Here is an 18,287-nt window from a genome sequence, read left to right as displayed (position 1 = left end):
TCATTCCGAGACACCCGGTCCGATCCGCGAGACGATTTCGTCCCAGTAGCCGGGCAGTGCCTCGAATGGACTGTTTTGCCCCCACTGGTCCGTGCGGTCGGTGAAGAAGATCGTCCCGGCACCCTGCCAGCGGGCGATTCGGGTGGCCTCCTCCAAGTGGGTGCGCGGCACCCCGTGCACGAAGTGCACAAAGCGCTCCGGCGGATGGTCCGCCGTCCACTCCGCCACCTGTGACCAGCGGTAATCCGTCCATGGCCCGGAGAAGGTGACCAGTTGGTCGGCGGCCTCCGCGTAGCCCGGGTACGGATGCGAGCCGTGCCCGAGGACGAGATGGCCGCCGTCGAGAACGGCCTCCAGCGTCGCCGTCGTGCGCCGCACCTCCTGCAGATCGGCGCGGTCCGTGGGGCAGCGGTCCAGCAGGAAGCCGTCGACCCGGTACCACTCGAGATAGAGGTGCGCCTCGGAGACGAGATGGCCGAAGGAGCGCGAGCCGTGGGCCATGTCGAGATGGCCCAGAACTCGCACGCCCGCATTGCGCAGCTTGCCCACGGCCTCCAGGCAGTGCGGATCGGGGCGGGCCCCGGGACCGCCGTCGACATTGAGGACGACCCAGTGCAGGGGCGTTCCCGGGCGGGTCAGTTCGGCCCATTCGACCGGGGCGAGCAGCGGGTGGGCATAGCCGGGGATGCCGAAGCCGAGTCTCTCCGCGCCGGTCGCGGAGAGCTTGGTGCCCGTGGTGGTCAGATGCGGCATGCCGCCTCCATCCAGATGTCGGCGAGGGACTCTTCGAGGTTGATGCGGGGGCGCCAGCCGAGGCGGTCGCGGGCGGTGCGCACATCCGCCTGCTGCCAGCTGCCGCAGCCGTCGGGGTAGGGGGCCGGGTTCGCGGAGAGCTGCTCCAGCACGGATTCGGAGCGGGGGGCTCCGATGGAGGGGCGGCCGGGGCTCGCGTCGAGTTCGTGCAGCGCGCCCGCGTAGCCCGCGACCCGGGCCAGGACGGCGGCCGCGTCGCGCAGTCGCACAGCACGTCCCGTACCGATGTTGACCACGCCCTGCGCGGCGGAGAGCGAGGCGGCGTGCACGGCGCGCGCCACGTCCCGCACGTCGACGAAGTCGCGCTGCACGCCGAGGCCGCTGAGCTTCAGCTCACCGTCCCCGGACTGCATCGCGCGGCGCATCGCCTCGGCGAGACGGCCGAGCGGTGAGCCGGCCGGGGTGCCGGGGCCGACGGGCGAGAAGACCCGCAGCACGACGGCGTCCAGGCCCGCGCCGAGTACCAGCTCGGTGGCGGCGAGCTTGCTGACGCCGTACGGACCGCCCGGGCGCGGAATCGCATCCTCCGCGGTCGACGAACCCTGCTGGGACGGACCGTACTCGGAGGCGCAGCCGAGCTGAACAAGCCGGGCGCCACAGCCGCTGCGGCGCAGGGCCTCGCAGACGGTGGCGACGGCGACGGTGTTGTGCCGGGTCAGCTCGCGGGCGCCGCCGCGGGTGGCGCCGGCACAGTTGATGACGACGCCCGGGTGGACGGCGCCCAGGAAACGGGTGAGCGCGCCCGGGCTGCCTCCGGCCAGGTCGAAGCGTACGTCGGCGTCATCACCCCGCCCGAGCGCGGTCAGGTGCACGGCGGGGTCGGCGAGCAGCCGGTCGGCGACGAAGCGGCCGAGGAATCCATTGGCACCGAGCAGGAGCACCCTCATCGCGCGGCCCCTGTGTGCCGACGGGCCTCTGTTGGGGGTTGGGGCGTCATGTCGCTTTCTCCTTAGGGGTGTTGCTGTCGGTGCGGAAGGGGTGCCGGATCCCGTGGCGACACGGGTGCCGGATGCGCCCGCGATGTCGGCTCCGCGGGGTGTCAGACGGTGTGCGCCGAGGCTCGGGACAGGGCAGCGGTGGCATGGGCCAGCAGGCCGAGCGCCGCGGCCGAGCAGGCGATGGCCGGTAAGGCACCGGCGCCCCAGGCGCCGACGGCCGCCTCGACGGGACTCGCCAGGACCTCGAAGCCGGGCAGGCGTCCGGCCAGCAGGAGGGCGGGGGCGAGGGCCTCGGCACCGCAGGCGACGGCGAGTCCCGCGGACGCGGACGCCGGGTAGCCGTGGACGATCAGCAGCCTGGCCAGGAAGAGCAGGGCGCCGAGGGCGACGGCGGGGACGAGGGCCTGATGGGGAAATAACAGGCCGGCCAGGACGAGGAGCGTGCCGAGGGCAGCGACGTACAGGGCGACGATTCCCAGCAGCAGCGGACGCATCCCTGACGCGAACTCCTCCAGGCCCCGGCTGCCGTCCAGCCTGCGCCGTGCCTGTACGGAGAAGAGGCGGGCACACCCGGCCGCGGGGGCGACGGCGAGGGCGAGCCCGACGAGTGGGGCGGCGCTCATGGGCAGCGGGCCGTCCGGGCCCCCGGCGACGATCTCGTCGAGGAGGCCTTCTCCGTACGCCGCGTATGCCAGCAGCCAGAACGTCCACAGGCGTACGGCAGGGACCGTGCGCCCCTCGGCGCGCAGGGGTCCTCGCCGCAGACACAGCGTGAGTGCGACGGCGACGCCGATCGCACCCGCGGCCGCGGCGGCGATTGGGGCACCGCCGTCCATCGCCTCCGTAACGGCGACGGCGAGGGCGCAGACGGCGCCTGGCAGGAGTGTGAGGAGTGCGCGCCCGGCGGCTCGGGGGCGGCGTCCGGCGCGCGCCTGGGCCGCGCGCGCCGGACGGCCGACGGAATCCGCCGACTCCGCTCCCCGCGGCACGCGGGCGTACAACTCCTCGGCGAGCGAGAAGACGTCCCGGTGGCGGAAGCGGGCGGCGGTCCGGTCGGTGATGCCGTGGGCTTCGAGACCCGCGGCGATCTCCAAGGGGTCGACGGCGCGCTCGCACAGCTCCCGGTGGCGGTGCATCAGCGCCTTGACGGGGTCGGCGGGGCCGCGGCGGGGGGCAGGGGGCTTGCGGGTTTTCGCCGGCTCGTCATCCCGGACGTCGGCGAGGTGGGCGTCGCCACGGCTGTCCCGCGCGTCGTCGCCGACGGGCGGCCATGCCCCGTCGAGAGCGGAGGGCTTCTTGGAGAGCCGGTCGGAGGGCCCGCTGCCGGTGCCTTCGATGGTCCCGATCGTCCGTGAGCTGCCGGACCTTCCGGCGCTCGGATCGGCGCCGGGGGCGCCCACGTGTTCTCCTGTGCCCCGAGCGCCCCCCGCGCTCTCAGTGATCCGCGACGTACTCATGCGCGCGCCTCCTTCGGGGTCACGGCCGCGCCGACCAGGCCGCCGCCCCGGTCCTGGTTGTCCGCCCAGCGCGGGGTGCGGCCGCTGGACGCGGCGCCGCCGCCCGTCCAGTGGCCCGGGACATGCGCCTCGGCGGGGTGGGCGAAGGGCAGCGGCTCGCCGTCCTCGTCGACGGCTTCTCGCTTCACCGGGGAGTGCGAGATCAGCTCCAGGTAAATGCCGCGAAATGCCGTCAGGTTCTGCTCGATCGTGAACAGTTCGAGTGCGCGGGCGCGTGCGGCGGCGCCCAGCCGTTCCCGGCGCTCCGTGTCGCGCAGCAGCGCGAGGCACGCGTCCGCGAGCGCCCGCGGGTTGCGCGGGGGCACGACCAGACCCGTACCGCCGATGACTTCGACGACCGCGCCGACGTCCGTCGACACCGTCGCACGGGCGCAGAACATCGCCTCGACAAGGCTGATCGGGAAGCCCTCGACGACGCTGGACAGGATGACCACGCCGCCGGACGCGTAGGCGTCGGCGAGTTCGGGGGCCTCGGGCCCGCCGATCTCCTCGAACGAGACGGGGTTGTCGCCCACGGCGTGCGCGTCGGCGGCCTCGTCGGGGAAGAGCTGGGCGGCCAGCGCCTTGCAGTGGGCGAGATACGTCGCGGCCTCGGGCCCGTGCACCGGCGCCCCGAACATCCGCAGCCGCGCCTGCGGCTCCTCCTTGCGCACCTCGGCGAAGGCGTGGAGCAGCGCGATGAGGTCCTTGGCGGGCTCGAACCTGCCGACCCACACCAGGGTGTGCCCGTCACCGCTGTCGTCGCCGTCGCCGACCGCGGCGAACCGATCCGCCTCCATGCCCGGGTAGACGGTCCGCAGCTTGGCGCGATCGGCGCCGCACTTCTCCTGCCAGCGCCTGGCGTGCGTGTTGCCGGGGGTGATGACGGAGGCCTGGGCGTACACCTCGGCCGCCAGTCGGCCCTGGAAGGCGGCGAGCAGGGCGCGTACGGGTGCGGTCAGCTCGCCCTCGCTCGCGGCCAGATAGTGCGCGCGCAGCTGAACGCCGTACTCCGTGACCAGCAGCGGAACCCCGAAGAAGCGTTTGGCCAGCAGGCCGGACAGCGCTGCGGATCCGCCGGACGCGGCATGGCAGAGATCGACGGCTCCGAGCCCGTCGTCGCCGTACCAGTCAAGAGAGAGCGGGCGCAGGGCGCGCTCCAGCTGGTCGGCGAAGGCGAGGTAGTCCGGGACGGTGGCGGCGTGCACGGTGCGGCGCGCGCCCGGGGCGCGGCAGGCGGATTCGAGGGCGCGAACGGCCAGTTCGGAGCGGAGCGCGGCGTAGAGGCCGCCGCGTTCGCGGGCGAGTTCGGCGAGGCCGTAGAGGCCGTCCGCGAAGCCTTCGCCCGGTCCGCAGACGGCCGCGGCGAGCTCCGCGAAGTGGCCGACGAAGCGCCGTCGTTCGCGTCTGCCGTATGTGTGCCCGTCGTCCTCGGGCGCCCAGAGCGGGGCGGTGCGCACGCGCTGCACCTGCGCCGGGAGCTGGATCCAGCCGTGGTCTTCCTGCTGTGCGCTGCGGCTCAGCGCGTAGATGTCGAACTCGTGCTGCGCCAGCCCGCGCACAAGCCTGTCGCACCACAGCCTGGATTCACCCGTCGCATACGGATAACCACCGTCCGTAAGCAGTCCGATCCGCACGAGCACACCCCCGATCTCCCTTGTGGGCGGCCGCCGTTGGTCCGGCGACTCGCAGCGTGACGACGTTAAGCCGGTACGACGGTGGCGCGACGGACGGTTGTCCATCGCGCCACCGGAAGGGGTGAATGCACGTAACTTTCGCGTGCCGGTTGCGTTCTGTCGCGCTACGGTGCGGTTTCAGTGATCAACCCAGCCGCCTCTGCCGACGCGCCGGGTGCGGGGGGTTGAGACACCCGTCCCACACGGCGGACTCAACTGCCGGGGTACACCCAGGGGTTGGGCCTGCACTTGATGCCGTTGATGTCGAGGGACTTGGTCTGCTGCTGCATCACCGGCGCGAGCGCTCCCGGCGTACGGCAGTTCACATGGTCGTGTCCGAGCCGGTGCCCGACCTCGTGATTGATGAGCATCTGACGGTACGTGAGCATCGCCTGGGGGCCGTACGTCTCGGATCCCTGGGCCCAGCGGTACGCGTTGATCATCACGCGTTGGGTCTGCGCGGAATCGCAGGAGACATTGCCCTCGGCCGTATCCAGCCCGGATTTGTCGCACCACTCGTGCGTGGTGCCGGGACTGGCGAGCGTGATGACGAATTCGGGATCGCCGGAGGATATCCGCTCGAAGGTCATCGCCCCGCCGTGCGCCCAGCTGCGGTCGTCGTTCAGGGTTTCCTGGACCGCCTTGGCGAAGAGCGCTCCGTCGAGTCCGAGGCCTTGTTCGACATCCACCCGGTAGCGGATCTTGCGGCCCTTGCCGGGCGCCTTGTCGAAGCCGGGGACGGCCTCGAACTTTCCGCTCGCCTTCAGCTTGGGGGCGAGCGCGAACCGTGAGGCCATCAGTTGCCGGTACGAGGGCGGGGCCGCGGGAGCGGCGGCACCGCCCTTCTGCGGGGCCTGCCGGTTCTCGGAACGGGAGGCCGGGCTCTCGGCGCCGCCGCGGTCCTGGTCCGCGGACTGGGCGCTGGAGTGGCCGTGATTGTCGGCCGCCACCTGGCCGGCCACGACGACGGCGAGCACCGTGGTCACCGCGGCGGCGGCGATCCCGGTGAAGGTGCGCCCCTTGCCGCCCTTGGCGGGCCGCTCCTGGGGCGCGCCGTCATCGTCCGCGCCGTCCATGTACGCATCGAAGGCCGGGTCGGGCTCGACGTCCCATGTGGTTGTGGATACGTACGGATCGTCCTGCGGCCCCCTGCCCTGGGGCTGGTCGAAGGCCTCGACGAACTCCCGTCGCGGGCCCGGTATTCGCGCCCCGCCGGCCACCGTACGAGGCGGCGGTTGCGGCGTCTGCACCCGCTGCCCGCCCGGGGCACCCTGCCAGTTCTGGTACTGCTGCGGTACGCCCCAGCCACCGCCCGGCTCGTGCTGCTCGGGGTGTCCGCCCCTGGCCTGCGCTATGCCGTAACCGGAAGGCGTGTGCTGCTCGGCACCCGGCGCGGCGGGGCGGCCGCGCCGCCCGCCTGCTCGATCGGTCCCTATACCGGATGTGCTGTCCGAATCGGAGCCCTTGGGTGCGGGGCCCTTGCGACTATGTCGTCCCACGCCCCGAATCAGCTCCCACCGCAGTCGTCGAGCAGCTCCCGGATGGCCAGGGCGACCGTTTCCGGGTACTCCATCATGGCGACGTGCCCCGCGTCCGGGAGTGTCAGCAGCCGGGAGTCCCGGAAAGCCGCCGCCGCTTTGCGCGCCATACGGTACGCCACGAGCTGGTCGCGTCCTCCGTACACCAGGAGCGTCGGCGCGAGCACCCGCTCCGCCTGCCGCCACAGTCCGTGCTGACCGCCCAGGGTGTACGCGTCGACGATCCCGCGCGCCGAGCGGGCCATGGCGTCCCAGAAGTACGGGAGCTGTATGCGCCGCTCCATCTCTTCCACAGCATTGCGCAGCGCCTCGTCGGTGACCCGCGTGGGGTCGCCGTAACACAGTTCGAGCACGCCTCTTGTGCGCTGTTCGGCCGACCAGTCCTTGGTGATCTTGGTGAAGAGCGAGACCACACCGGGCAGTGCCAGCAGCGCGGTGGGCACGGCCGAGCGCTGGACGCGCAGCTCGGGAAGGGCGGGCGAGATCAAGGTGAGCGTGCGCACCAGATCGGGTCTGACGGCAGCGACTCTGGTGGAGACCGCGCCGCCCAGCGAGTTGCCGATCAGATGCACGGGCCCGTGCCCCGCGGCGTCCAGAAAACGGATCACGGCCCGGGCGTGTCCCGTGAGCGAGTAGTTGCCGTCGTCCGGCGGCGGGGAGTCCCCGAAACCGGGCAGATCCAGCGCCTCTCCGTCCACGACATCCTCGAGCAGGGGCATCATCGCGGACCAGTTGAGCGAGGAACCGCCCAGGCCGTGCACGTACAGCGCGTGCGGCAGCCCGGAGCGCGCCGGGGGACGCGATCTGACGTTGAGCGTCAGACCGGGCAGCGTTACGCAGCGAAGCTCCTCCCCCTCGGCGACCCGTACGGCCGCGACCTTGGGGGCCACGGCAGCGGTCGCGGCGCGGACTCCCGGCAGCTCGGTCGAAGACATGCGGCAATGTTACGAGACGATCACACCGTGGTTCGTGTGTTCGGCATCACACATCGCATAGCGCCGCGAATCAGTAGCTCCTACGCTCGTAGGAAAGGCGCTCTCCATGGAAAGCGGTGCCGCATGCCTGTCGATCCCACCGACCCGGAAACTTTCGAAGAAGACGACCAGGCCGCCGCACTCGACGAGGAGGTCCCCGAGGCCGATGCGGCGGAACAGCTCAAAGACCTGCAATCCGAGCAGGACGACCAGGTCAGCCCCAATGGGCTGGACTCGGCGAACGTGGCCGACGCCGTGGAACAGGCCCGGGTGGTGGCTCTCGACGAGGACGACTACCGGTGACCTGCCCCTGATTGCCCCCGAGTAGGGAGCTACCGCGACTGTCCGGTCCGTGAAATTCTGCGCTCGCAGCACGCACAGCCGGGTTACCCAAAAGTACGATGGCGGCGCTGCGCACAGCGCGCACGGAACGATTTTGGGAGGCGGCGTGACAGCCATCGAGCAGACAGAGGCAGCGCGCCCACGGGGCACACGCCTGCCACGCCGAGCCCGCAGGAACCAGCTTCTGGGCGCTGCCCAGGAGGTTTTCGTGGCCCAGGGATACCACTCGGCCGCCATGGACGACATCGCCGAACGGGCAGGCGTCAGCAAGCCGGTGCTCTACCAGCACTTCCCGGGCAAGCTCGAGCTCTATCTCGCGCTGCTCGACCAGCACTGCGAGTCGCTACTGCTCGCGGTCCGTACGGCGCTCGCGTCGACGACCGACAACAAGCTGCGCGTCGCCGCCACCATGGACGCCTATTTCGCGTACGTAGAGGACGAGGGTGGTGCCTTCCGGCTGGTCTTCGAGTCCGACCTGACCAACGAGCCCGCCGTGCGCGAGCGCGTGGACCGGGTCTCGCTCCAGTGCGCCGAGGCGATCTCGGACGTGATCGCCGAGGACACGGGCCTGTCCAAGGAGGAGTCCATGCTGCTGGCCGTGGGCCTCGGCGGGGTCTCGCAGGTGGTGGCCAGGTACTGGCTCTCCAGCGCCTCCGCCATTCCGCGCGATACGGCCGTACAGCTGCTGACCTCGCTTGCGTGGCGGGGCATCGCCGGCTTCCCGCTGCACGGCACCGACCAGCACACAGGGCACGGCACCGACCAGCAGGGAGACTGACCGGCCGGTGTTCGCTCCTGGCGTTCACCGGGGACGTCTGCCGGGTCCGTTCGCCGGGCTAGTGTGTGCTGCGTACAGCGCGGCTGACCGCGCAACGCACTGACCGTTCGGAGGGACATAGCCGTGGAGGTCAAGATCGGCGTGCAGCACGCGCCCCGGGAGATCGTTCTGGAGAGCGGGCAGTCCGCCGAGGAGGTCGAGCGCGCGGTGGGCGACGCTCTGGCCGGCAAGGCGCAGCTGCTCAGCCTCTCGGACGACAAGGGCCGCAAGGTCCTGGTGCCGGCCGACCGGATCGCGTACGTCGAGATCGGCGAGCCGGCGGTACGGCGCGTTGGCTTCGGCGCGCTGTAGGGCGCCGAGACGTCACTGAAGCAGTACTACTGAAGCAGCACGAAGAGGGCCCGGCGGGAATTCCCGGCCGGGCCCTCTTCCGCTGCTCAGCGAGGGTTGTAGTCCACGAGGGCCGGGTAGTACGGGCTACGACCGATTTGCCCGCACCGGCATCCGTGAGGTGATCAGCAGTGCTGCTGGAAGCGCTCGGTTCAGTCCTGCTCGGACTCGCCCTCGCCTGGGCCGCTGTCCGGCAGCTGCCGGACCGTCTCCCGTCGCGCCGCGTGGTGCTCACCTCAGGTCCGCTCGGAGCCCTGTTCGGCGCGTATGTGACGCATGCGGCGCTCGGTCCGGGACACACCCTGGCGGTGCTGGCGGGCGCGGTGGCCGTCGGAGCCGTACTGCTCTCGCTGCTGATCAGGCCGTCGACGGGCCGGCTGCGCCGGGCGTTCCCTTTCTGAGGCCGCCCGAAGCGGCTTCCGCGAAGCCCGAGGAGCCGCGGAAGCCGCCGAAAGCTCCGGAGTCGACCGAGTCGCCCAAATCCCCGGAGTCCTCCGAGCCGAGCGAGGCGCGCAAGCCGCCCGAGTCGACCGAGAGTTAGGTCCTGTCCGGTCGATCAGGCCGGATCAGCGAGCGGGGTCTGGCGTGGTGCATCGCAAGGCGGAGGAAGGAGCCCACGCGGAGCGTAGGCGACTGACGACAACGCAGCGAGGTGCCCTGCCAGGGCACGCGAGCCCGGCAAGATCGGCCGGACAGGGCCTAAGCCGCCAGCCCCAGGGCCGCCATGCGCTTGGTGTGCGCCTCGGTGATCCGGGAGAACATCCGGCCCACCTCCGCGAGGTCGAAGCCGCCCGCCACACCGCCCACGAGCATCGTGGAGAGCGCGTCGCGGTCCGCCACCACCCGCTGCGCCTGCGAGAGCGCCTCGCCCATCAGCCTGCGCGCCCACAGCGCGAGGCGTCCGCCGACGCGCGGCTCGGCCTCGATCGCGGCGCGCACCTTCTCGACCGCGAAGTTGCCGTGGCCCGTGTCGTCGAGCACGGCGAGCACCAGCCCGCGGGTGTCGGTGTCCAGGCGGGCCGCGACCTCGCGGTAGAAGTCGCTGGCGATCGAGTCGCCGACGTACGCCTTGACCAGGCCCTCGAGCCAGTCGGACGGCGCGGTCTGGCGGTGGAAGTCGTCCAGGGCCTGGGCGAAGGGCTCCATCGCGGCGGTCGGCTCGGCGTCGATGGCGGTGAGCCGGTCGCGCAGCTGCTCGAAGTGGTGGAACTCCGCGGAGGCCATCTTCGCCAGCTCCGCCTTGTCGCCGAGCGTAGGTGCGAGCTTGGCGTCCTCGGCGAGCCGCTCGAAGGCCGCCAGCTCGCCGTACGCGAGCGCGCCCAGCAGATCCACGACGGCGGCGCGGTACTGGGGGTCGGCGGACGCCGTTGCCCAGTCCTGGGCGGCGATTCCGGTGGGTTCAGTGGCGTTGTCAGGCGTCTCCATGAAGCGCACAATAGCCCGCTCACCGCAGGGCGGAAGGGCCTGGTCAGCCTCGCCCGTAGTGAGGTTCCTACGAATTCGCCCAACACACATGCGCGATTCCGGGGTACAGTGGTAATGCGCCTGTCGAGCGTTCTAGCTACTCGACGGGCGATCGCATGTATGACTGGGGGACTTGTTCCCCAGAGTCCCTTGAGGATGCCCGGTCGGTGGCACGATCGGCTCCGAACCGACCGCCCTCCGCGCGGACCGTGCGCACAGTTGCGTACGACCGCAGATGAGGGGCCCCCTCAGCGGCATGACGCTCGAGCGACGGCAGTGGTCCCGCGCCATCCGGCCAACCCACGGCCGGCCCAGTACCCAGGTGCGGTACGACCCCCATCGTTCGCCTCGTGCCGCGTCTCACAGAAGAGGCAGCACCCTGACTACGACTTTCCGGGATCTTGGGATCCTCCCCGAGACCGCCGAGGCCCTTGAGGCCGTCGGCATCATGTCCCCCTTCCCCATCCAGGAGATGACGCTCCCCGTTGCCCTCACAGGCACCGATGTCATCGGCCAGGCCAAGACCGGCACGGGCAAGACCCTCGGTTTCGGTCTGCCGCTGCTTGAGCGCGTCACCGTCCCCGCGGACGTCGAGGCCGGCCGGGCGAAGCCCGAGCAGCTGACCGACGCCCCGCAGGCTCTGGTGGTCGTCCCGACCCGCGAGCTGTGCACGCAGGTCACCAATGACCTGCTGACCGCCGGCAAGGTGCGTAACGTCCGCGTGCTCGCCATCTACGGCGGCCGTGCGTACGAACCCCAGGTCGAGGCGCTCAGGAAGGGCGTCGACGTGATCGTCGGCACCCCGGGCCGGCTGCTCGACCTGGCCGGCCAGAAGAAGCTCGACCTCTCGCATGTGCGCGCACTCGTCCTCGACGAGGCCGACGAGATGCTCGATCTGGGCTTCCTGCCCGACGTCGAGAAGATCATCCAGCTGCTGCCGCCCAAGCGCCAGACGATGCTGTTCTCGGCGACCATGCCGGGTGCGGTCATCGGCCTCGCCCGCCGCTACATGACGCAGCCCACACACATCCGCGCGACCTCGCCGGACGACGAGGGCGCGACCGTCGCGAACACCGCGCAGTACGTGTACCGCGCGCACTCCATGGACAAGCCGGAGATGGTCTCCCGCATACTGCAGGCCGACGGCCGCGGGCTCGCGATGATCTTCTGCCGCACCAAGCGCACGGCGGCCGACATCGCCGAGCAGCTGCAGACCCGTGGCTTCGCCTCCGGCGCGGTCCACGGCGACCTCGGCCAGGGCGCGCGCGAGCAGGCGCTGCGTGCCTTCCGCAACGGCAAGGTGGACGTCCTCGTCTGCACCGATGTCGCCGCTCGTGGCATCGACGTCGAGGGTGTGACGCATGTCATCAACTACCAGTCGCCCGAGGACGAGAAGACCTACCTCCACCGCATCGGCCGCACCGGCCGCGCGGGGGCCAAGGGCATCGCGATCACGCTGGTCGACTGGGACGACATCCCGCGCTGGCAGCTGATCAACAAGGCGCTGGACCTCGGCCTCAGCGACCCGGTCGAGACGTACTCCACGTCGCCGCACCTGTTCGAGGAGCTGAGCATCCCGGCGGGCACGAAGGGCGTCCTGCCGCGCGCAGAGCGCACCCGCGCCGGTCTTGGGGCGGAAGAGGTCGAGGACCTGGGCGAGACGGGCGGCCGCGGCCGCAAGTCCGCGCATGCCACCGAGGAGCGTGCACCGCGCGCGCCGCGCACTCCGCGACAGCGCCGCCGTACGCGCGGCGGCTCCACGCCGGAGACGGCGGAGCCGACGACCGAGGTGACGACCGAAACCACGGACGCCCCCGCGGAGCCCCGCACTCCGCGGCGCCGCCGCCGCACCCGGGTGGGAGCGGCGACGACGGCCGTGGACACGGTCGAGGCGACCGACACGGTGGTCGAGGTCGAGGCCAAGCCGCGTCGCCGCACCCGCGCCGCCAAGCCGGTCGAGGTCGAGATCACGCCCGAGGTCGAAGCCGAGGCCGAGCCGAAGCCCCGCCGCCGGACGCGTGCCGCCAAGGCCGTCGAGGTCGAGATCACGCCCGAGGTCGAGGTGGAGACCAAGCCCCGCCGCCGCGTCCGCGCCGTCAAGCCGGTCGAGGCCGAGGTCGACTTCCAGATCGCACCCCCCACCGAGCCGGAAACCAAGCCCCGCCGCCGCGTCCGCGCCGTCAAGCCGGTCGAGGCCGTCGCGACGGCCGAGGCTCCGGACGCCCCCGAGGCGGTCGCGAAGCCCCGCCGCCGTACGCGCACGGTGAAGGCAGCCCAGCCCGAGAGCTGATGCACCAACCCGACGGCCCGGTCCCCTGTGCGGGGGCCGGGCCGTCGGCGTATGAGAGCGCGGTCCGGGGCGGAGCCCCTGTCGAGGGCGGGGCCCCGTTAGCCTCGTCGCATGAGCCGGCCGCCCACCTTCACCCCGCCCCCCTGTGCCCTTCGCCGCGACCTCCCCACCGCGCGCGGCACGTTCGCCGTGCTCGACGCGCGTCCGAGCGGTCAGCCCCACAAGGGCACCGCCCTCCTCCTGCCCGGGTACACCGGGAGCAAGGAGGACTTCATCGCGTTGCTCGAGCCCCTCACCATGGCCGGTTACCGCGCTGTCGCCGTCGACGGGCGCGGGCAGTACGAGACCGATGGCCCCGAGGACCAACAGGCCTACGCCCAGGCCGAGTTGGCCCGCGACGTGCTTGCCCAGGCCGAGGCGGTCCAGGACGGCCCGGTCCATCTCCTCGGGCACTCGCTCGGCGGACAGATCGCCCGCGCCGCCGTCCTGATCGCCCCCGCCCCCTTCCGCACCCTGACCCTCGTCTCCTCCGGGCCCGCACAGATCTCGCCGGCCCAGCAGCAGAAGGTGAAGATGCTCAGCGACGCGCTCGCGGTGCTGAGCATGGACGAGGTGTGGCAGGCGATGAAGGCGCTCGACCCGCCCGAGGACGCGGACACCGACCCCACCAACGGCGAGGACCTGCGCCGACGCTGGCTGCGGCACAACCCGTCCCAGTTGATCGCCACCGGCCGCGCCCTGACCGTGGAGCCCGACCGGGTCGACGCGCTCGCCGCCGTACAGATGCCCAAGCATGTGGTGTCGGGCGAGCGCGACGACACCTGGCCGGTACCGCTGCTGGACGAGATGGCACGGCGCCTGGACGCCCGCCGGACGGTCATCGCCGGGGCCGAGCACTCACCGAACACCGGCCGTCCCGCCGAGACGGCAGCGGCCCTGGTGTCGTTCTGGGATCAGTACTGAGCCTGCAGGTGCTGCCAGAACCCGTCCCGCAGTGCCCGTCTCAGCACCGCATGCCCCCGGAGCGAGCGCTGCAGGACCCGCTCCGCCTCGATGAGCAGGTCCTGGTCCACCGGCCCGGGCAGATAGGGATGGCCGGGCAGCAGCTCCGCCATCGGCTCCCGCCCCCGCTCCGCCAGCCATGTCGCCGCGATCTGCGCCCCCACGAAGCGCACCTCGTCGCGTGACGGCGGCGGAGCGCCCTCGTTCTCGTACGTCGTGACTGGGCGGCGGGTGATGTAGGGACGGCAGAAGTCGAGGTCGAACGTCCGCTGGCTGTCGACCTCCCACAGCAGCGGTTCGGCCTGATTGCGTCCGTCCCCCGCCTCGATGCCCCACAGATGGACCCGTGCCCCGTACCCCTGCGCCGCCTCGACCGCCGAGACCAGGTCCTCGTCGCCACCCACGAGGGCCGCGTCGCTGATCGCGCGGTGCCGGGCGAGTGACTCCAGGTCCGTACGGATGAGTGAGTCGACGCCCTTCTGCTGGTTGTTCGCGTTGAGATTGCCCAGGCGCACCTTGACGTCCGGCAGCTCGGCGATGGACTGCTGCTCGGAGGTGTGGATACGGCGGCGTGCGCCGTCGTACCAGTACACCCGCAGCAGTCTGCTGTCCGCGAAGATCGTGCGGGCCTTGTCGATGAAGGCCTCGATCAGCCCCTCGGCGTCCAGATCGAAGGAGCGCCGGTCCTCGGTGCCCGCCACAAGCAACCCGGCCGCAGCATAGACGTAACCGGCGTCCACGAAGATGGCATGGGTCGAAGGCGTCTTGGCGACCTCGGCGAGCATGCGATGGAGCAGCTCGTTGGTGCGCTCCAGGCGGGCGCTGATCTCGTTGATCTCTGCATCGTTCATACGAGGCTCATTCTCCGTGGCCCCGCCTCTACCTGCCAGTAGTTAGGCATCCAAAAAATTTCCTTAGCGTAGGGAATGTTTGCAGGGTGCATACCGTTGAACCACTACAGAACACCGACGGGGAACCGTCGCCATCAGTTCTCCAGCAGGAGGATCAGACGAAGGGAGAAGCCTTGCGCTTCGAAATCATGCGACTCAACGACGTCGACGGCACCGCCGTGGACACCACCGTTGTAGACGCCGCCTCCGTCAACCGGATCGTGCAGCAGGCCGCTTCGATCGGCCAGCGCATCTACATCCGACCCGCCGAAACCACGGCCTCGTAACGCTTCATGACGTTGTGATGTGACGCACCGCGCCCCCGTACGGATCTCCGTACGGGGGCGCACTGTGTTGTTGCGGCAGCTCAGGAGCTCTGGATCACCTGGGTGATGCCGTTGATGATCTGCTGCACGGCGATCGCGGACAGCATCATGCCCGCGAGCCGGGTCACCAGCACCACGCCGCCGTCCTTGATCAGCCGGATGATCAGCAGCGAGTAGCGCATGGTCAGCCAGAGCACCACATGCATCGCGACGATCGCGGCCCACACGGACACCTGCTGGGCGGCGCCGTCGGCGTGCTGCACGGCCAGAATCACCGAGACGATCGCGCCGGGCCCGGCGAGCAGCGGCATGCCCAGCGGTACGAGGGCGACATTGACGTCCTTCGTCTGCTGGGGCTCGTCCGTCTTGCCGGTCAGCAGGTCGAGCGCGATGAGCAGCAGGAGCAGACCGCCCGCGATCATCAGCGCGGGCACTGAGACATGCAGATAGTCCAGGATCTGCTGGCCCAGGATGCCGAAGACGGTGATCACACCGAAGGCGACCGCGACGGCCTGCCAGGCCATGCGGCGCTGCACCTTGGCGGGCCGGCCGGAGGTCAGCGCGAGGAAGATCGGAGTGATCCCGGGGGGATCCATGATGACAAATAGAGTCAGGAAGAGAGAGCCGAAAATGGCAGCGTCGAACACAGTGAGGGCCTAGCGAGAAGAGGAACGGAGGGAGGGCGAAGAGGCTACGCGGGACGTCCGCCCGTGCCCGGCACCGGGAACGCGCCCGTCGCGCGGCGCGTGATCTCGCCGTAGATCTCCGGGTCGGTGGTGAACTCCCCGAGCCGGCACGTCTTGCGGCTGCCGTGGTAGTCGCTGGATCCGGTGCCCAGGAGGCCGAGGTCGGCGGCCAGTGAGCGCAGCCGGGCGCGCGCCGCCTCGTCATGGTCGATGTGATCGATCTCAATGCCGTCGAGACCAGCCGCTGCCAGTTCCGCTATGGCGCTCTCGGGCACGGTGCGGCCGCGCTTGACGGCGAGCGGGTGCGCGAACACGGTGACGCCGCCGGCGGCCTTGACCAGCCGGATCGCGGTGAAGGGGTCCAGCTCGTGCTTGGTGATGTGCGCACGGCCGCCGTCGGCGATCCACTCCGTGGTGAACGCGTCGGAGACGGTGGGCACGACGCCGAGCTCGACCAGCGCGGACGCGATGTGCGGGCGGCCGACCGAGCCTTCTCCGGCGATACGGGCGACCTGCGACCACTCGACGGGGACACCCAGCTCCTGGAGCTTGGCCACCATCGCCTGGGCGCGCGGCACCCGGTCGTCCCGTACGAGCTCACGCTCGCGCAGCAGGTCCGGCTCGTCGGCGTCGAAGAGATACGCCAGCAGATGCAGGCTCACCCCGTCGATGCGGCAGGAGAGTTCGGCGCCGGTGACCAGGGTCATGCCCTCGGGGAGCGCGGCGATCGCCTCGGCGTGGCCGCGGGTGGTGTCGTGGTCGGTGAGCGCGACGACGTCCAGTCCGGCAGCTGCGGCGTTGCGTACCAGTTCGGCCGGGGTGTCCGTGCCGTCCGATGCCGTGGAGTGGGTGTGCAGATCGATGCGCACGACGCGTGACTCCAGGGACGGGAGGCGGACAAGGGACGGTCAAGTGTATCGGGGATTCGAACAACCCCCCTCAGCCCCGGTTCACGACAGCAGGCGGGGCGACAGCGCCCCGCAGGGCAGTAGTTCCACCTCCGCGCCCGCGTCCCGCAGATCCGTCAGCACCAGCTCGTCGTACATGAGCAGCCCGGACTGCTCGGGCCAGACGATCGCCCACAGCCACAGCCCGCGCGCCTCGCCGGCGAACACCGCGCGATCGTCGGGCGCATCGGCGACATGCCACAGCGGGGTGGGGCGGCCGGCGGCGAGGACCTTGGCCTGTGACGGCTTGTCGACGCAGATGTGCGGGCCGGGGTCGGGGCCGTCCATCCCCGCGTAGCGCGCTCCGAGGCCGACGCCCAGTTCCTCGGCGACCAGCAGGAGTTCACCTATGCCGCCGAGTGGGCCGGGGCCCGAACAGGCCACCGCGGTCGCGCGGCCTCCGCTGCGGTCGTCGCCCGCGTAGGCGACACCGGTGAACAGCCAGCCGACGGGCAGCGGCCAGGGCATCCAGACAGGGACTTTCGCGCGGTGCACGACGACACCGAGGGCCTCGACGCTGGGCGGGATCACCGGCTGCAGCGGATGCACGGCGCCGTGCACGTCGCACTGCCAGGAGTCGGCAAAGAGACCGGGCGCCCTGACCCGGCCACCGCACTTCGGGCAACTGGGTTCGCCCCTCATAGCGCCCCACGGTCCTCCCCGGCCGTCGTCGCGTCAAGGACGATCACCCGTCCGGCGTGTGCCCTCGTCAGCTTTCGGCAGTCCGGAGTTCAGTCCAGAGTGACGGACCTGCGCAGCGGATCGCGCAGGTCCGTGCCGTGGGTCAGCCAGCGCTCCTGGAGCTCCTGCGCGCCGTGCACCCGCTTCCAGGCCGCCTCGTTCGACGTCATCGGCAGCAGCGGAAGAAAGCGCACCGGGTCCATCGGTGCATCCAGTTCCAGATCCTCGACAAGACCGCCCGGCTCCGCGACGAGCACCGAGCTGAACGGCGCGGACGGCCACAGCGGATCGCCGACGTCCAGCGAGGCGCCGGGCGCCACCACCACGCCCTCGACCTGCGGTGACGCGGCGAGCACGGCGAGAGGGCGCAGCACCTTGCCGGTGTCGGCGAGCCCGCCCCGTACGGAAAGGACCAGCTCCGCGCGCGGCCCCTTCACCGGGTCGGCAAGGGCTGCCGTGGGGTCCGTCATCGGGTGCGCGGACATGCCAAGAGTGGCGTAGCGAACGATGTCCCCGTCGCCGTCGTGGTCCAGGAACCGCAGCACCTCGATACGGTCCGTACCGAGGAAGGTCACCGCGGCGCGCGCGTCCGGTTCGCCAAGTGCCGTGCGCAGCCTGGCTTCGACCAGAGCAAGAACATCTTCCATGTCGCGAGCATAAAGCGCGTATGGAACGGGCAAAGCAAGGGATTGACCCTCTGTCGGCTGATAGTCTTGGCCGCTGGTCGGGACGGCACGCTGATGGGGGCACCCCCAGGCGGAGCTCTGGGGGAGTTGCTCTTCAGTCCCGACGACACGTCATCCCCTACGGGGGACCGGCCGGAGGAGGTGGGGTCTGCGGTGGATCGAAGTCGACCGTGCAGTACCAACCGCTCTTCCGCTCGACACCTCTCCTAGGTGATCTGAGGCCTTCCCGCACGGGGCCCGCGGCTTTTCGCACGACGGAAGAGCACTTCGTTTTTGCCTGTCTGTAGCGAACGCCGTCACCGCGAATCCCGCGGTGCCGCCCGCTTTGCGGACGTATGCATCACGTCCCCATTCCGGGCTGTGCCACGCC

General features: G+C 70.9%; 19 protein-coding genes. 7 read left to right on the top strand and 12 right to left on the bottom strand.

What is annotated here, in order from left to right; translation table 11 throughout:
* The 6 genes from OOK40_RS28160 to OOK40_RS28135 form a co-directional block, all read right to left on the bottom strand.
* A complete protein-coding gene (locus OOK40_RS28160) occupies positions 1 to 753 on the bottom strand; it encodes a spherulation-specific family 4 protein (protein ID WP_266487173.1) in 753 nt (250 codons plus the stop codon).
* Positions 741 to 1,700 carry an NAD(P)-dependent oxidoreductase gene (locus OOK40_RS28155; protein ID WP_266487171.1) on the bottom strand — a complete coding sequence of 320 codons (960 nt, stop codon included), beginning with the start codon at positions 1,698 to 1,700 and terminating at the stop codon, positions 741 to 743. The genes OOK40_RS28160 and OOK40_RS28155 overlap by 13 nt, the downstream gene beginning before the upstream one ends.
* 152 nt (positions 1,701 to 1,852) lie before the next feature.
* A complete protein-coding gene (locus OOK40_RS28150) occupies positions 1,853 to 3,151 on the bottom strand; it encodes a hypothetical protein (protein WP_266487169.1) in 1,299 nt (432 codons plus the stop codon).
* Positions 3,152 to 3,204: 53 nt separating this feature from the next.
* A complete protein-coding gene (locus tag OOK40_RS28145; protein WP_266487690.1) occupies positions 3,205 to 4,884 on the bottom strand; it encodes a DUF3492 domain-containing protein in 1,680 nt (559 codons plus the stop codon).
* Positions 4,885 to 5,135: 251 nt separating this feature from the next.
* Entirely contained in the window at positions 5,136 to 6,422 is a 1,287-nt protein-coding gene (locus tag OOK40_RS28140; RefSeq protein ID WP_266487167.1) for a DUF3152 domain-containing protein, read from the bottom strand.
* An 8-nt stretch (positions 6,423 to 6,430) separates the two neighbouring features.
* On the bottom strand, positions 6,431 to 7,396 hold the full coding sequence (locus OOK40_RS28135; protein ID WP_266487165.1) for an alpha/beta fold hydrolase: 966 nt from the start codon (positions 7,394 to 7,396) through the stop codon (positions 6,431 to 6,433).
* A 123-nt stretch (positions 7,397 to 7,519) separates the two neighbouring features.
* Between OOK40_RS28135 and OOK40_RS28130 the strand changes: the two genes are divergently transcribed.
* From OOK40_RS28130 to OOK40_RS28115, 4 genes are all read left to right on the top strand, one after another.
* Complete coding sequence (locus tag OOK40_RS28130; protein ID WP_266487163.1) at positions 7,520 to 7,738, top strand: hypothetical protein; 219 nt, start codon at positions 7,520 to 7,522, stop codon at positions 7,736 to 7,738.
* Positions 7,739 to 7,883: 145 nt separating this feature from the next.
* Positions 7,884 to 8,555: a TetR/AcrR family transcriptional regulator gene (locus tag OOK40_RS28125; protein WP_266487162.1), complete on the top strand. Its 672-nt coding sequence runs from the start codon at positions 7,884 to 7,886 to the stop codon at positions 8,553 to 8,555.
* 123 nt (positions 8,556 to 8,678) lie between these two features.
* Positions 8,679 to 8,906, top strand: a complete 228-nt coding sequence (locus OOK40_RS28120) for a DUF3107 domain-containing protein (protein ID WP_142213842.1) — start codon at positions 8,679 to 8,681, stop codon at positions 8,904 to 8,906.
* A gap of 170 nt (positions 8,907 to 9,076) precedes the next feature.
* On the top strand, positions 9,077 to 9,346 hold the full coding sequence (locus OOK40_RS28115; RefSeq protein ID WP_266487160.1) for a hypothetical protein: 270 nt from the start codon (positions 9,077 to 9,079) through the stop codon (positions 9,344 to 9,346).
* Between the two features lie 298 nt (positions 9,347 to 9,644).
* Here OOK40_RS28115 and OOK40_RS28110 read toward each other — a convergent pair whose 3' ends face one another.
* Positions 9,645 to 10,370: a ferritin-like fold-containing protein gene (locus OOK40_RS28110; protein ID WP_266487158.1), complete on the bottom strand. Its 726-nt coding sequence runs from the start codon at positions 10,368 to 10,370 to the stop codon at positions 9,645 to 9,647.
* A gap of 487 nt (positions 10,371 to 10,857) precedes the next feature.
* Here OOK40_RS28110 and OOK40_RS28105 point away from each other — a divergent pair, with 487 nt between their 5' ends.
* Together OOK40_RS28105 and OOK40_RS28100 are read left to right on the top strand one after the other, a co-directional pair.
* A complete protein-coding gene (locus OOK40_RS28105; protein ID WP_266487156.1) occupies positions 10,858 to 12,699 on the top strand; it encodes a DEAD/DEAH box helicase in 1,842 nt (613 codons plus the stop codon).
* A 111-nt stretch (positions 12,700 to 12,810) separates the two neighbouring features.
* On the top strand, positions 12,811 to 13,662 hold the full coding sequence (locus OOK40_RS28100) for an alpha/beta fold hydrolase (protein WP_266487155.1): 852 nt from the start codon (positions 12,811 to 12,813) through the stop codon (positions 13,660 to 13,662).
* Here OOK40_RS28100 and OOK40_RS28095 read toward each other — a convergent pair.
* Complete coding sequence (locus tag OOK40_RS28095; protein ID WP_266487154.1) at positions 13,653 to 14,552, bottom strand: NYN domain-containing protein; 900 nt, start codon at positions 14,550 to 14,552, stop codon at positions 13,653 to 13,655. The genes OOK40_RS28100 and OOK40_RS28095 overlap by 10 nt on opposite strands.
* 173 nt (positions 14,553 to 14,725) lie before the next feature.
* Here OOK40_RS28095 and OOK40_RS28090 point away from each other — a divergent pair, with 173 nt between their 5' ends.
* A complete protein-coding gene (locus tag OOK40_RS28090) occupies positions 14,726 to 14,878 on the top strand; it encodes a hypothetical protein (RefSeq protein ID WP_266487153.1) in 153 nt (50 codons plus the stop codon).
* An 80-nt stretch (positions 14,879 to 14,958) separates the two neighbouring features.
* On the opposite strand, the gene OOK40_RS28085 is transcribed toward OOK40_RS28090, so the two are convergent.
* The 4 genes from OOK40_RS28085 to OOK40_RS28070 form a co-directional block, all read right to left on the bottom strand.
* Entirely contained in the window at positions 14,959 to 15,564 is a 606-nt protein-coding gene (locus OOK40_RS28085) for a MarC family protein (protein WP_266487152.1), read from the bottom strand.
* Positions 15,565 to 15,608: 44 nt separating this feature from the next.
* Positions 15,609 to 16,472: a PHP domain-containing protein gene (locus tag OOK40_RS28080; RefSeq protein WP_266487150.1), complete on the bottom strand. Its 864-nt coding sequence runs from the start codon at positions 16,470 to 16,472 to the stop codon at positions 15,609 to 15,611.
* 81 nt (positions 16,473 to 16,553) lie between these two features.
* Positions 16,554 to 17,192, bottom strand: a complete 639-nt coding sequence (locus tag OOK40_RS28075) for a DUF6758 family protein (RefSeq protein WP_266487148.1) — start codon at positions 17,190 to 17,192, stop codon at positions 16,554 to 16,556.
* 89 nt (positions 17,193 to 17,281) lie between these two features.
* Positions 17,282 to 17,878, bottom strand: a complete 597-nt coding sequence (locus tag OOK40_RS28070; RefSeq protein WP_266487147.1) for a suppressor of fused domain protein — start codon at positions 17,876 to 17,878, stop codon at positions 17,282 to 17,284.
* Between the last annotated feature and the right edge of the window lie 409 nt (positions 17,879 to 18,287).

This window comes from Streptomyces sp. NBC_01481, assembly GCF_026339995.1.
Lineage (GTDB): Bacteria > Actinomycetota > Actinomycetes > Streptomycetales > Streptomycetaceae > Streptomyces.
This window is presented reverse-complemented; position numbering and strand designations above follow the sequence as displayed.